Annotated in this window: 9 protein-coding genes; 3 read left to right on the top strand and 6 right to left on the bottom strand. The window is 64.6% G+C overall.

Going from position 1 to position 13922, the window contains the following annotated elements:
• Positions 1–3 precede the first annotated feature (3 nt).
• From BBTA_RS28105 to BBTA_RS28080, 6 genes are read right to left on the bottom strand one after another with little or no spacing between them, the layout of a single operon-like run.
• Entirely contained in the window at positions 4–549 is a 546-nt protein-coding gene (locus tag BBTA_RS28105; RefSeq protein ID WP_012045900.1) for a nitrous oxide reductase accessory protein NosL, read from the bottom strand.
• Positions 546–1376, bottom strand: coding sequence for an ABC transporter permease (locus BBTA_RS28100; RefSeq protein WP_012045899.1), 831 nt, complete (start codon positions 1374–1376; stop codon positions 546–548). The genes BBTA_RS28105 and BBTA_RS28100 overlap by 4 nt, the downstream gene beginning before the upstream one ends.
• Complete coding sequence (locus BBTA_RS28095; protein WP_012045898.1) at positions 1373–2293, bottom strand: ABC transporter ATP-binding protein; 921 nt, start codon at positions 2291–2293, stop codon at positions 1373–1375. Before BBTA_RS28095 ends, BBTA_RS28100 begins: the two co-directional genes overlap by 4 nt.
• Entirely contained in the window at positions 2290–3678 is a 1389-nt protein-coding gene (locus BBTA_RS28090; RefSeq protein ID WP_012045897.1) for a nitrous oxide reductase family maturation protein NosD, read from the bottom strand. Before BBTA_RS28090 ends, BBTA_RS28095 begins: the two co-directional genes overlap by 4 nt.
• A gap of 4 nt (positions 3679–3682) precedes the next feature.
• Positions 3683–5602 (bottom strand): TAT-dependent nitrous-oxide reductase, encoded by a 1920-nt coding sequence (gene nosZ / locus BBTA_RS28085; protein WP_012045896.1) that lies wholly within the window; start codon positions 5600–5602, stop codon positions 3683–3685.
• Positions 5603–5612: 10 nt separating this feature from the next.
• Positions 5613–7871, bottom strand: coding sequence for a NosR/NirI family protein (locus BBTA_RS28080; protein WP_244424156.1), 2259 nt, complete (start codon positions 7869–7871; stop codon positions 5613–5615).
• Positions 7872–8173: 302 nt separating this feature from the next.
• On the opposite strand from BBTA_RS28080, the gene BBTA_RS28075 reads away from it, so the two are divergent.
• The 3 genes from BBTA_RS28075 to BBTA_RS28065 all read left to right on the top strand — a co-directional run bounded on the left by BBTA_RS28075 (position 8174) and on the right by BBTA_RS28065 (position 13853).
• Positions 8174–9034: a ferritin family protein gene (locus BBTA_RS28075; protein ID WP_012045894.1), complete on the top strand. Its 861-nt coding sequence runs from the start codon at positions 8174–8176 to the stop codon at positions 9032–9034.
• A gap of 495 nt (positions 9035–9529) precedes the next feature.
• On the top strand, positions 9530–10666 hold the full coding sequence (locus BBTA_RS28070) for an efflux RND transporter periplasmic adaptor subunit (protein ID WP_012045893.1): 1137 nt from the start codon (positions 9530–9532) through the stop codon (positions 10664–10666).
• 31 nt (positions 10667–10697) lie between these two features.
• Entirely contained in the window at positions 10698–13853 is a 3156-nt protein-coding gene (locus tag BBTA_RS28065; protein WP_012045892.1) for a multidrug efflux RND transporter permease subunit, read from the top strand.
• The last annotated feature ends 69 nt before the right edge of the window (positions 13854–13922 follow it).

Below are 13922 nucleotides of genomic sequence, written 5' to 3'. Positions count from 1 at the left end.
TGCTCAATTGCTGTCTTTGGGGTCCGGCTTGGTTGCGCCGTCGCGATCATCCGCCGAGCTCAGCACATAGTCGCGCGGCACCTCGGCAAAGCCGACGATGCGGCCGCCATGCTCGGCGACGAAGCGCTCGGCGGCGCTCCGAGCGGAGAACGGCACCGCCTCGTCGCTCCCCATGCCGCTCTTGAGCCGGCTGCCGATCACGAACACCGCTTTGCGCGCTTCGACCCAATTGTCGGCGCCGGGATTGTCCCAGCTCACCGCCTTCGCCATGTCGGAGACGTAGATGGCCTGGATGTCCTTGGGCTCGTCCGGCAGCATCGTGAAGGCGATGGCGTCGCGCGCGGAGGAGAACCACACCGGCTCGATCAGGCTGGCGGCGAAGATCTGTCCCTTGGGCCCGGAATGCTCGAGCAGGTTCATGCCGCAATAGTGGCCGATTGCCTCCGCGCTCAGCTTGATCGGCGGCGGCGGGGCGGCGGCCTGTTTGTCGTTGCAGCCGGCGAGCACGAGGGCGACGCCAACGGCGCAGGCGCGAGCAAGACGCTTCATAGCTCCCTCCGGGAAAAGGCCAGCGCAGCGCCGGCGAGCGGGACCAGAATCCAGAGGACGAGCGCGGTGAGCAGCGCCTGCACCGACAGCGTGCTGCTGCCCGCGAGCCCGGCCATTCCGGAGAACAGGCTGACATTGGCGAAGCCGGTCAGGTTGAACAGCCGGTAGGCGTCGGTCGGGTTGAGCAGCAGCAGCGCGTTGAGCATGCCGCCGGAGATGTTGCGGCCCTGGTCGAGCACCAGCAGGCCAAGCAGCGCCATGTCGTAAATCAGCACCAGCGCCAGCCACAGCCCGATGCACAGCCCCGCGGCGGTGCCGCGGTCGCGCACCACGGCGCTGACGAGATAGCCGATCGCGACAAACACCGCACCGAGCAGGATGGATGAGCCGATCATCGCGGCGAAGGCGGCAAGCCCCTCGCTGTCGAAGCTGCTGCCTATGATCGGCAGCGCCGCAGCTGCTGCGCCGTAGCCGAGGCAGGTTGCGAAAGCGAGCACGGCGAGATGGCCGAGGAACTTGCCGAGCAGCACCTGCCACCGCGCCACCGGATAGCTCAGCAGCAGCAGCATGGTGCCGCGCTCCATGTCGCCGACGATGGCGTCATGCGCGATCAGCAGCGCGATCAGCGGGATCAGGAAGATCGTCAGGCTCGACAGGCTGACGATGACCACATCCAGCGCACGGGCGCCGACCGTGCCGGTCGGGGCGCTGCCGAGGAAGGTCAGCGATAGCGCGAGCCCGGCCAGCAGCAGGGTCGCCGCCAGCACCCAGCGATTGCGAATTGCCTGCTGGATTTCCTTGGCGGCGATGGTGATCACGCTGTTCATTGCGGGCGCTCGGCGTGGCGCAGGAAATGCGCGTAGAGTTCGTCGAGATTGGGCGGAATGAGCTCGAGATCCTGCACGGCGGTGCCGTCGGCGGTCGCGCGGCGCAGGAGCTCGATCTTCTCGTTTGGCGCCGCGTCGATCTCGACGATGTGGCCATTGATCCGGCGATACGAGGCGGTCGCGGGCAGCCAGGCTGGCCGGCCCGCTGGCGGCAGGTTGGCGACTTTGACCCGGATGCGCGTCGGCAATCGCGCCAGCCTGCGCAGCTCCTCCAGCGTTCCATCGGCGACCTTGAGGCCGCGGTTCATGATGATGACGCGGCCGGCGCGCTCCTCGAGTTCGGTCAGCGCGTGCGACGACAACAGCACGGTGGTGCCTTCGGCGGCGAGCTTCTGGATCACGTCGTAGAAGGTCTGGCGCAGCTCCGGGTCGAGGCCGGTGGTCGGCTCGTCGAGCAGCAGCACCCGCGGGCGGCCGATCAGCGCCTGCGCCAGGCCGAGACGTTGGCGCATGCCCTTGGAGTAGGTGTTGACGCGGCGCTTCGCCGCGTCGCCGAGACCGACGATGTCGAGCAGCGCCAGCGCCTCCTGCACCGGCTCACGCTTGAGGCGGGCGTAGAAGGCCTGCGTCTCCCGGCCGCTGAGAGCGGCGTCGAAGGCGACGTTCTCCGGCAGATAGCCGAGCTGCCGACGGGAGGAGAATTCGCCGGCGGCTGGATTCTCCCCGAGCACGGCGATGGTGCCGCGGGTGGGGCGGATCAGGCCGAGCATCATCTTCATCAGCGTCGTCTTGCCGGCGCCGTTGTGGCCGATCAGAGCGACCATCTCGCCCGCGGCGAGGTCGAACGACACGCCCCTCACGGCCTCGACCTTGTTGTAATGCTTGATCACGTCGGCGATATGGATTGTCGCGGTCATCGGGCCTGGCTCTCCGGAGCGGTGCGGCGCGCCGGCGGCGCCATCAGAGGATGGCTGTCGACGACGCCACCGGGCAGGATCGCGGGAAACTGCGCCTGTGCCCAGCGGATCACCTGCACCGCGGGGCTATTGATCAGGACCTTGGCGGCCGGCGCCGTCCACAACACGCGGTCGATGAGATCGTTCGGACGATAGGCGGTGTCGGCGACGCCGTCGCCATTGAGATCGAAGCCGGGATTGTCGCTCCAATAATTGCCGCGGCCGTTCTTCGACCAGTCGAGATGACGGCTGCCGACATATTTGATCTGGCTGGCATTGCCGACGAAGGCGTTGCCGCGGATGTCGTTGCCCTCGGAGCCGGCGGTGAAATGGACGCCGATCTCGCAGCCTTCCAGCCAATTGTCGAAGATCCGGTTGTTGTTGGTATTGTAGATGAACACGCATTTCTCTGGACCCGGCCGGACGCCGGAGCCCGCGCCGACCGCGCTCTTCTCGGTCTGCGGCATGCCTTCATCGGAGCCGCGGTTCTCCGCGGTGGCCCAGCGCTCCGCTGGCTGCAGGCCGCCGATCACGCTGTTGCCGGAGATCTGCGAGCCGTTGGTTGCGTTGAACAGCAGGCCGCGATCGCGATCATGATCGGAGACGTTGCCCTTCACCACCAGGTTCTTCGAGAACATCATCGCATAGCCGATGATGTTGCGGGTCGAGATGTTGTCGGAGATCTCGCTGTCATTGGCGTACATGTCGTGGACCGCGAAGCGCAGGTCGCTGAAGCGATTTCGGCTGAAGAGGTTGTTGCGGCTGGTGATCACGAACACGCCGTCGCGGCCGTAGCGGATGTCATTGTCGACCACCTGGGCGCCGGGCGCGTTCCACACCGACACGCCATTGCCGACGCCGCCCGGCTGCGTGCCGCGCCGTCCGATGATGCTGTTGTGGCGCACCATGGCGTTGGCCGCGCCGTGCAGATAGACGCCGAACAGATTGTCCTCGAGCCTGTTATGCTCGATCAGCGTGTCGTGCGCGGACTGCTCGACGAAGATGCCGGAGTCCATCTGCTCGAGCGAGCGGCCGGAGCCGCCGATGGCGAGGCCACGTATCACGGTGCCCGGCGCGGTGACGGTGATGACGCTGCCCTGGCCCTCACCGGTGATCACCGAACCGGCCACGCCGCTCAGCGTCAGGCGGTGGGTGAGCCGCAGGGGCCCGCGATAGGTGCCGGGCGCCAGCATGATCTCGTCGCAGTCAGCGGCGCTATCGAGAACTGCCTGAAGGTCAGGGGTGCCGGCTGCGACCCGCAGCGTCGCTGCGGTCGCGCGGCAGGGAAGGCCGGCGGCGATGAGCGCCGCCAGCCCCAATGTCAGGATATGGCGCATGCGCCGCATCGCCTCACGCGTTCCGCGGCGAGACCAGCATGCGTCCGCGCATTTCCATGTGCATGGCGTGGCAGAACCATGTGCAGAAATACCAATAGACGCCGGGCTTGTCGGCGATGAAGGTCACCGACGAGGTCTGCTGCGGGTCGATCTCCATGTTGACGCCGTAGTTGACGATGCAGAAGCCGTGCACGAGGTCCTCGACGTCGTCGATATTGGTGACATAGACCGTCACCTCGTCGCCCTGCTTGACCTCGAACTTCTCGAGCGCATAGGCGGGCGCGCTGGACCACATGTAGACGCGCACCTTGTTGCCGTCGCGGATCACCTTGGCGTCGCTCTCCAGGGTGACGCCGTCGGCGGCGGCCTGCTTGCGCGCATCGGCGAAGAACGGGTCGTCACGCTTCCAGATCGAGGTCACGCGGCCCTCAAGCTTGGAGCGGTGCACGATCACTGCGTCGTGCGGCTCGGCGAAGCTCGGGCCGTCATGCACCAGTTCCATCTTGTCACCGGAAATGTCGATCAGCTGGTCGTTCTCCGGCTTCAGCGGACCGACATTCAGGAAGCGATCCTTGGAGAACTTGTTCAAGGACAGCAGCCATTTGCCGTCGGCCTCCCGCGTTTCGCCCATCGAGGCGTGGTTGTGGCCGGGCTGATAATGGACGTCGAGCTTCTGGATGATCGGGTTCACTTTCTCGCCCTTGAACGCGCGCTTGGCGAGATCGAGGCTCCATTTGCAGACCTGGCTGTCCAGGAACAACGTCGTGTAGGCGTTGCCACGGCCGTCGAAGGCGGTGTGCAGCGGCCCGAGGCCGAGCTCGGGCTCGGCCACGATGATGTCGCGCGGCTTGATCTTGTCGTCGAACAGGCTGTCGATCAGGCGAACGTCCATCACCGTGACCGTCGGCGCCAGCTTGCCATTGGCGACGACGTGGATGCCGTCCGGCGCGGTGTTGAGACCATGTGGGCTGTTCGACACCGGCACGTAACGGGTATAGGGCGAGCCCTTGCGGCCGTCGATGACGGGAACGCCGTTCATCTCCTTGATGTCGCCCTTCTTGACGGCGTCCTCGATGCGCTTGATGTTGAAAATCGTCACCCAGTCCTGCTCGCTGGCCGTCATTTCGGCCAGGGTCACGCCTTTCTCGGAATTGTAGCAGGTCGCGAAGGCGTATTTGCCCTGGTAGTCGCAATCGGTGTTGTCGAGATTGCCGTCGACGATCACCTGCCAGGCGACCTTCATGGTGTCGCCGTCGACGGCCGAGAAGATCGACCAGTATTTCGACTTGTCGTCGAGCACCTTGCCGTCGTTCGGCAGCGGCACCTCATATTCGCCGTTGCAGAACAGATAGCCGGTGCGCGGAAACTTCTGCGGCCGCATGCCGTGGATCGTGTACTGGTTCGGCAGCTCGATGATCTTGTCGCACTTCATGACGTCGGTGCGAATGCGGGCGAGGCGGGTGTTGGCCTTGTCATTGATGAAGACGTAACGCCCGTCATAGGTGCCGTTGGTGAACGACATGTGTGGATGGTGGCAGTCACCATTCATCCAGATGCCGAGCCTGTCCTTGAGCCGCTCGCGCGTCTCCGGCAGCAGCCCCTCGGTCATGATCTTGCGGCTCTCATTGGTCTGGCCCCAGCCGGTGGCGCTGCAGCGGTTGAAGACGGGGACGCGCATCAGTTCGCGCATCGAGGGCATGCCGACGATGCGGAGCTCGCCGGTCTGGCCTGAGGAGAAGAACACGTAGTAATCGTCAAGCTGGCCCGGCGCGACTTCCGCCTTGCCTGGGGCTGGCCGCGGCTGCGCTGCGGCCGGCGTGGTCTCGATCGTCTTGGTCAGGCCGATGCTGCCGGCCACGCCGGCCGCACCGAGTGCGGCCGTGCCGACGATCTGCCGGCGGCTGAGTTTGGTCTGGTCGTCGTCGTGCGCCATCGTGGTCTCCTTATGATGGACGGGTGAGATCGGGGGGCTGGACCGGGGCCGTCAGCGGCCGGCCGGCATGCGTGACCAGCGTCTTCTGGCCGGACTTGCGCATCGACGGCGATGACATCGCCTCGAATTTCTCCCGCTTGAGCCGGACCTGGATCATGTGCGGGCAGCGCTGGTCGTCGTAATAGAGCTCCTGGCAATGCATGCAGTAGATGCACTCATTGACGTTGATGTGCCCCTCGGGATGGATCGACTGCACCGGGCATTCCTTGGCGCAGCGCTGGCAGGGCGAGCCGCATTCCTTCCAGCGGCGCAGCCATTCGAAGGTGCGGATACGTCCGGGAATGGCGAGTGCGGCGCCGAGTGGGCACAGGTAGCGGCAGAAGAACCGTTCGATGAACAAGCCGATGCCGAGCAGCGCCGCCGCATACAGCACGAACGGCCAGCTGCGCGCGAATTTCAGGATGATCGCGGTCTTGAACGGCTCGACCTCGGCGAACTGCTCGGCGAGCGCGACCGAGTACAAGGACAAACCGAACAGGCCGAGGAAGATGATGTATTTGATCGGCCAGAGGCGCTCATGCAGGCCCCAGGGCACCGTGATCTGCGGCACCTTGAGCCATTTCGCCGCCGTGTTTGTCAGCTCCTGGAGCGCGCCAAACGGACATAGCCAGCCGCAGAACGGTCCGCGGCCCCAGAACAGCAGGCCCGCGGCGGTCGCGGCCCACAGGATGAAGATCAGGGGAGCGGCGAGAAAGAACTCCCAATGGAAGCCGCTCAGCAGCGCATTGGTGAAGGTGAGGATGTTGACCACTGAAAGCTGGGCATTGGCGTACCAGCCGAGCCAGACCAGCACGAACAGCAGGTAGCTCCGCCGTACCCAGGTGAAGAGCAGGGGCCGGCGCACCAGCACGTTCTGGAAGAAGAAGATGCCGGTGAGCACGGCCAGTGCCAGTGCAGTGATGCCGACCGACACGGTTTGCGAGCGCCAGATGCGCATCCACAGCGGCTCTTCAGCGTCCTCGGCCGACTGTTGCGCCCTACTCGTGGCAGGCAGCGGCGCAGGCGCATTCGCGGCCGGCGGAGCAAGCGGCGCCTGTCGCTTCAGATAGGCGTCGGGCAGCGTGTAATTGACGTCGAACGAGAGGAACGCCTTGTCACGGCTGCCGGTGGTCCGCTGGACCAGGAGTTGAAGCTGCCATGGCTCGGCCGGGTCGAGCGTGAATTCGGACGGCGTGACGAACAGTCCGATCTCGCGCAATGCCGGCGCACCGTTGGCTTCCAGCGCGCCCAGCCGCATATGATTCTTGTCGCGGAATCGCGTGCTGGCGCCGTCCTGCAGCACTTCGATGCGATCGAAGATGCCGCCGCGGACATAGGCCGAGCCCTTGAACGAGTAGACGCCGTCTCCTGCGACGAGGATGGCCTGCTGGCCCGGCTGCAGCCGGTCTTTCAGCCGCTGATAGCCCTCCTCGCCGAGCAGGCTGCGGCCGATCGACGGCACGCTGGCCAGCGCGACATAGAGGTCGATGAACGTGTCGTCCGAATTGCCGGGCTCCGGATTTTGCGCGGCTACCGTATTGCCCGATTTTGCGAACGCGTCGTTGACGTCGCCGATGCTGAGATGCAGCCGCCGCACCGAGCCGTCGCCAAGCAGGCTCGTCCAGTCGCGGATCTCGCTCTTGTCGGGATCGACCGTCTTGACCACGCTCGGCGGTGTAGTGACCGCGCCTGCCGGGTTGCTCCCGCCGATCCGGCCGCTGCGGATCAGGCGCATGGCGGCGCGGACGATGCTGTCGTGCATCACCAGCACGGTCACAGTGGCGCCGGAGATGATGTCGGCTTGCGGCGCATGCTCCGCGCCTTGCGCGATCGGCGTCATGTCCTTGCCGAGCAGGCCGTTGAGCGCGGCAATGATGCGCGGCTCGGGAATGCCGATCAGCACGATCGGCTCCTTGTGGTCGACCAGCTTCAGCCCGGTGATAACGCCCTTGGGCGCGATGCCGACGAGAATATTGATCGGCTTGCCGGAATAGCCGACGGCATTGGCGAAATCGGAATTGAGGTAGACATGGCCTTGGAGCTGATCGCCGCGATAGACGGGCACGATCGGCGGCTCGCCTTGCGGTGCGCCGAAACGATCCGCGCCGGGAAAGAACTCGCTTGGCGTGATCTTTGAGAGATAGTTGGCGAGATCTCCGACCGCATGCGCTGGCCACGGCGCTGCCAGCGTGCAGAGCGCGATCAGGACCGCCAGGATCATTGCAGCCATAGGTCCTCGATTGGTGGCGACATCACTCGCAACCATGATCACCTCAAGCGGAACCCTCGCCCCGCGAAGGACGCGCATTCCAATCAGTTGTCGTGTTGGGAAGGGAGGATCGTCGTCGTTGACATCCTCGGCGCAAATCGAGCCAACCTAAATTGACTCCTGATCGTGCGCCCTGTCTAGTGGGTTGCAATCTCACGAACGTTGCGCTGGATCAAACACGCCGCGGCATTCGGACGTCGTCGTCTCAAACAGCGGCGTCTCAGAGCCCGTCTTGGGCAAGGTCGTCAAAGCAGGCTGACGTCATGTTGTTGTCACGAACCCTCTTGCTGAAGTCGGAACCCGCCGGGAACCTTGCCTCGCTTGACGAGCTTTTTGCGCTCGCGAATGCGATGGAGCGGGAGGCGGCTGATCGCTACACGGCGTTGAGCGAAGAGATGCAGCGCCAGGGACGTCGCGATCTGGCCGAGGTCTTTGCCCGCTTGGCTGCGGCCGAACGTGAGCACGTCGACAGCGTGGCGCGGTGGTCGACGGCGCGCACGGGACACGCTCCCGATGCCGCGCTGGTGCGATGGCGCGCGCCCGAGACGTTCGAGCCGGAGGCGGCGAGCGAAATTCACGGCTCGCGCCTGATGACGCCGTATCGTGCGCTGGCCATGGCGGTGCGCAATGAGGAGCGCGCCTTCGCGTTCTGGTCCTACGTCGCCGCGTTCACTGACAATGCGGACGTCAAGACAGCGTCCGAGGCCATGGCGCGCGAGGAGCTTGGCCACGTCGCGACGCTGCGCAAGGAGCGGCGGCGCGCTTATCACACGGAGAACGAAGGCGGGGGAACGACATCCGACGGAGAGCCCGTCGATGCGCGTCAGCTGGAGGCGCGGCTTGCGGAGTTGCTCGAGGCCATGGCCGCTCGCTCGGCGAGCCGCCCGGCCGAGCGTCTCCATGAGCTTGCGCAGGAGGCCTCCAGAATGTCGGCGGAGATCGCCGGTCTGGTGCAATTGCCGGCCGCTCTCGTTCAGGCAGAGTCGACGGTGATCGCGGAGGCGCTGGTGGACGCCTATCTGGACCATGCCGAGCGCGCGACCGATCCCGAGCAGCTCGATCGGTTGCAGCGACTTGCGTCGCGGGCGATCGCGCGACTGGCGTGGCTGCGATCTCTCGGCTGAGCTCCGCGGCCTATGCCGCATGTGCACGTTACTTGACCCTCACGCGCAATCCGGAAGCCTGGCCTGCGTCGTCGTGAGCCGCGATCGGTATGTCAATCCGCTTCCGCATCTGATGTCCGGAGCCGCGTGGGGCTGGCCGGTCTCGACCCGCGTCGAGATGGCGCACGGCCGTCGCTCCCGGGCGCAGCTGCGCTGGTATAATGAATGCGTAGCGGTAGTTCGGCGGCCCGTATGATTGATGGGGCGTGAATGTCTGCGACCAACTGATCCAATTGCTCCTCCCGAACGTTTATGGCAGTTGAAATTTTGTGGTCGCAGTCGATCGATAGGATAGCAATGCGCGCGATGGGTTGATTGTTCGGATCGCGCTGCTTAGTTGCGTGTCCGGCGGACATGCGGTTGGCGATGGACGCCTTTCCTTGGGGGATCGTTGCGATGGCCTTGAACTTGAGCTTACGCCTATCGGGTTGTGTGTCGAAGCACGCGACGCGGTGTATGCTTCTCCTGGTTGCGACGATTAGTGTCGTGGGTTGCAAGGAGCAGGAGGGGGCGTCGGCAGCCAAGGCGGCGGATGCGCCGGCCGTCGGGTTCATCACGGTCCAGGCGTCGCCGGTGACGCTCACGAAGATTCTGCCGGGGCGAATTACGCCGATGAGGATCGCGGAGGTGCGGCCTCGCATCAGTGGCATCGTGACAGAGCGGGGCTTCCAGCAGGGCAGCGTCGTCGAGGCGGGGACGGTACTCTATCGGATTGATCCAGCCCCGTTCCAGGTCGAGCTGGATAAGGCCCGGGCCGCACTGGCAAAGGCTGAAGCCGTGCTTTATCAGGCCGAACGACAGGAAGATCGGCTCAAGTCGCTATTGACGAGCCAGTCGACGTCGCAGGCTCAATATGAGCTTGCGCTGGCAGCCGAGCGCCAGGCGGAGGCTGAAGTGGCGGCACAGAAAGCCGTCGTGGAACAAGCTCAGCTCAATCTTGAATGGGCGACGGTCAGAGCCCCGATCAAGGGGCGTATCGGACGTGCATTGGTGACCGAAGGGGCGCTTGTCAGTCCAACGGATGCGGCGCATCTGGCAACGGTTCAGCAGCTCGATCCGATCTATGCGGACTTCACGCAGTCGGCCGGCGAGCTTGCTCAGCTCAAGCGCGACCTTGCTAATGGCAGATTGAAAAAGGTGTCGTCCGAAGCCGCGCGCGTGCGGCTCGTTCTTGATGATGGATCGGTCTACAAGCATAGCGGGCGCCTGTTGTTTTCCGACGTGAGCGTCGATCCCAGCACGTCGAAGGTCAATTTGCGCGGGGAATTCCCGAATCCGGACGCGGATCTGCTGCCCGGAATGTATGTGCGTGTTCAGATCGAGGAGGCGATCGACGCCGACGGCATCGTCGTTCCGTCGCAGGCGATCCAGCGGACTCCAGCCGGTGGGAGCGCGGTGTTCGTGATCAACGATCAGCAGAGGGCGACACTTCAGCCGGTGCGGGTTGGCCGCTCTGTCGATGCCGGCGTCATGATCGAGGACGGTCTGAAGCCTGGATGGCGCATCGTGGTCGATGGCTTTCAGAAGTTCTCTCCAGGTGAAATGGTGAAGCCGGTCGCCTGGCGGATCGCCGCTCCGAACTCATCCAATTGACGGCCGCAACAGGCTCCGGAGACCGTATCCGATGTCGCGTTTCTTTATTGCCCGCCCGATTTTCGCGTGGGTCGTGGCGATCTTCATTTGCCTTGGCGGTGTGCTCGCAATCCCGTTCCTACCGGTTGCGCAATACCCGATCATCGCCCCACCATCGATCTCGATCTCCACGACCTATCCCGGCGCGTCGACCGAAAACCTCTACTACAGCGTGACCCGGCTGATCGAAGAAGAGCTGAATGGAGCGGCGGGGATCCTGAATTACGAGTCAACCAGTGACACCACGGGGGATGTCGAGATCTTTGCATCATTCAAGCCGGGCACAGATATCGAGCAGGCGTCGGTCGACGTCCAGAATCGGATCAAGCGGGTCGAGCCACGCCTGCCCGAGGCGGTTCGAAAGCAAGGCATCGCCATTCTCGAAGCGAGCAGCGCCATCCTCCAGTTCGTCACCCTGACCTCGAGCGACGGTAGCCTCGATGAGATCGGCCTGGGCGACATCGCCACCCGCTATGTGCTGCCAGAGCTGCGCCGACTGCCCGGCGTCGGCCGCGCGCGTCTGTTCGCAACCGAGCGCGCGATGCGGATATGGCTCGATCCGGACAAGCTGCTCGGGCTCGGTCTGACGCCCGCGGACGTCGATGCCGCGATCGCCGCACAGAACGCGCAGGTTGCGTCCGGAGCCCTCGGAGCCCCGCCGGCGCCGACACAGCAGCGCCTGCAGAATATGGTGCTCGTGAAAGGGCAGCTCGAATCCCCCGAGGAATTCGGTGAGATTGTGCTGCGGGCCAATCTGAACGGCTCGACCGTGCGCCTGTCCGATGTGGCCCGGATCGAGGTCGCTGGTCTGTCCTATGCGTTCTCATCCTGGCTCAATGGACGTCCGGCGGCTGCCGTCGCGGTTCAACTGGCGCCGTCGGGCAACGCGCTCGCGACCGCGGCGGCCGTCAAGGCCCGTATGGAGGAACTCGCTGCGTTCTTCCCGCCGGGTGTGAAATACGAAGTGTCCTACGACGTGACGCCGGTGATCGCCGCCTCAGTGAAGAAGGTGCTGCTCACTCTGGCTGAGGCCGTGGCGCTGGTCTTTCTGGTGATGTTCCTGTTTCTGCAGAACATTCGCTACACGCTGATCCCGACGATCGTGGTCCCGATCGCGTTGCTCGGAACCTGCGCCGTGTTGCTCGGGCTCGGCTTCTCGATCAACGTGCTGACCATGTTCGGCATGGTGCTGGCCATCGGCATTCTCGTCGACGATGCCATCGTCGTGGTCGAAAACGTCGAACGCATCATGGCCGAGGAGGGGCTGCACCCGCGGGCCGCGACGGACAAGGCGATGGAGCAGATTACCGGTGCGGTCATCGGCATCACGCTTGTGCTGATGGCGGTGTTCGTGCCGATGGCCTTCTTTCCCGGATCTGTCGGCATCATGTACCAGCAGTTCTCGGCGGCGATGGTCATATCGATCGGCTTCTCGTCATTCCTGGCGCTGTCGTTGACGCCAGCGCTGTGTGCGACCCTGCTCAAGCCCATCGAGAAGGGACATGGACACGCGACCCGTGGCTTCTTCGGTTGGTTCAATCGGTGGTTTGCGCGGGTAACCAGCCAATATTCCACTGCGACGCGCTGGGTCGTCGTCCGCGGCGGCCGGTTCATGCTGTTGTATCTGCTGTTGTTGGCCGGCCTGGGTTATGCGTTCTGGCGCTTGCCGGGCGGATTCCTCCCGGTCGATGACCAGGGCTTCGTGATGGTCGACGTCTTGACGCCGGCAGACGCCAGCGCGAACCGCACGCTGGATGCGGTCCACGCCGCCAGCGAGAAGCTCACGGCGACTCCTGGGATCGACAAGGTCTCCTTTATCACCGGCTTCAGCTTCTTTGGTCAGGGCGCCAACACCGCGCAGGCCTTCGTGACGCTCAAGGACTGGTCCGAGCGCGGCCGAAACGAGAGCGCAGATGCGCTGATCGCCCGTTTGAATCCCGAGCTTGCGAAAATCCGCGATGCCCAGGTGTCGGTGCTCGCGCCGCCACCTGTCGACAATCTCGGCAACACCAGCGGCTTCAGCTTCCGCCTGCAGGACCGATCGCAGCGTGGCTACGACGCCCTGATGGCGGCCAAGGACACGCTGTTCAAGGCGGCTGCCTCATCACCCGTGCTCGGCCCGCTGAGCGTCGAGGGTCTGCCGCCGGCACCGCTGGTCCGTCTCGAGATCGATCGCGTCAAGGCCGCGGCGTTGGGGGTCACTTTTGCCTCGATGAATGCGACCTTGTCGACCAGCCTCGGCTCGAACTACATCAACGACTTCCTGAACCGCGGCCGAATGCAGCGGGTCATCGTGCAGGTCGACGACGGCAAGCGTCTGAAGCCTGAGGATCTGCTGACCTATAGCGTTCGGAACTCCGCAGGCGAGATGGTCCCGTTCTCGTCTTTCGCGAAAGTGGTCTGGGACGTGGGGCCGACACAGGTCGTGGGCTTCGACGGCTATCCTTCGGTGCGAATTACCGGAAATCCGGCACCGGGCTATACGTCGGGCGATGCGATCGCCGAAATGGAGCGGCTGATGCAGACGCTGCCAAAGGGCTTCGGCCATGCCTGGACCGGGCAGTCGCTGCAGGAGAAGCTGGCTGGGTCTCAGGCCGTGTTCCTGCTCGGCCTGTCGATCCTGTTCGTGTTTCTCTGTCTTGCCGCGCTGTACGAAAGCTGGTCGATCCCATTCGCCGTGATGTTGGCGGTGCCGCTCGGACTGATCGGCTCGGTGGCTGCGGCCTGGTCGCGCGGGCTGCCGAACGACGTATACTTTACGGTCGGCATCATCACCATCATTGGTCTGTCCGCAAAGAACGCCATTCTCATCATCGAGTTCGCCAAGGATCTGCTGGCGCGCGGGGTGCCTCTGATCGAAGCCACCATCACCGCCTGCGAGCTGCGCTTCAGGCCCATCGTCATGACGTCGCTCGCTTTCATCCTCGGCGTGGTGCCGCTGGTCATCGCCAGTGGGGCGAGCGCGGCCAGTCAGCAGGCGCTTGGCACCGGGGTGCTCGGGGGCATGATCACCGCGACCGTCTTGGCGGTGTTCTGGGTGCCGGTGTTCTTCGTCGTCGTGCTGCGCCTGGTCTCGCCCAAGACAGCGACGTCTGACGCCGCAGATGCGCGGCTCGCCGCCAAATCCACGCAGTCCGGCGGCGTCTGATCGGCGCGCGCGCCGGAGAGGCGGGCGCAGGTGATCGCAGGGAAGATCAGCCTTTCGTGATGGCCTGAT

Origin of the sequence: Bradyrhizobium sp. BTAi1, assembly GCF_000015165.1 — a bacterium.
GTDB lineage: Bacteria > Pseudomonadota > Alphaproteobacteria > Rhizobiales > Xanthobacteraceae > Bradyrhizobium > Bradyrhizobium denitrificans.
The sequence above is the reverse complement of the archived record's forward strand: the minus strand, read 5'-3'. Positions and strand labels throughout refer to the sequence as shown.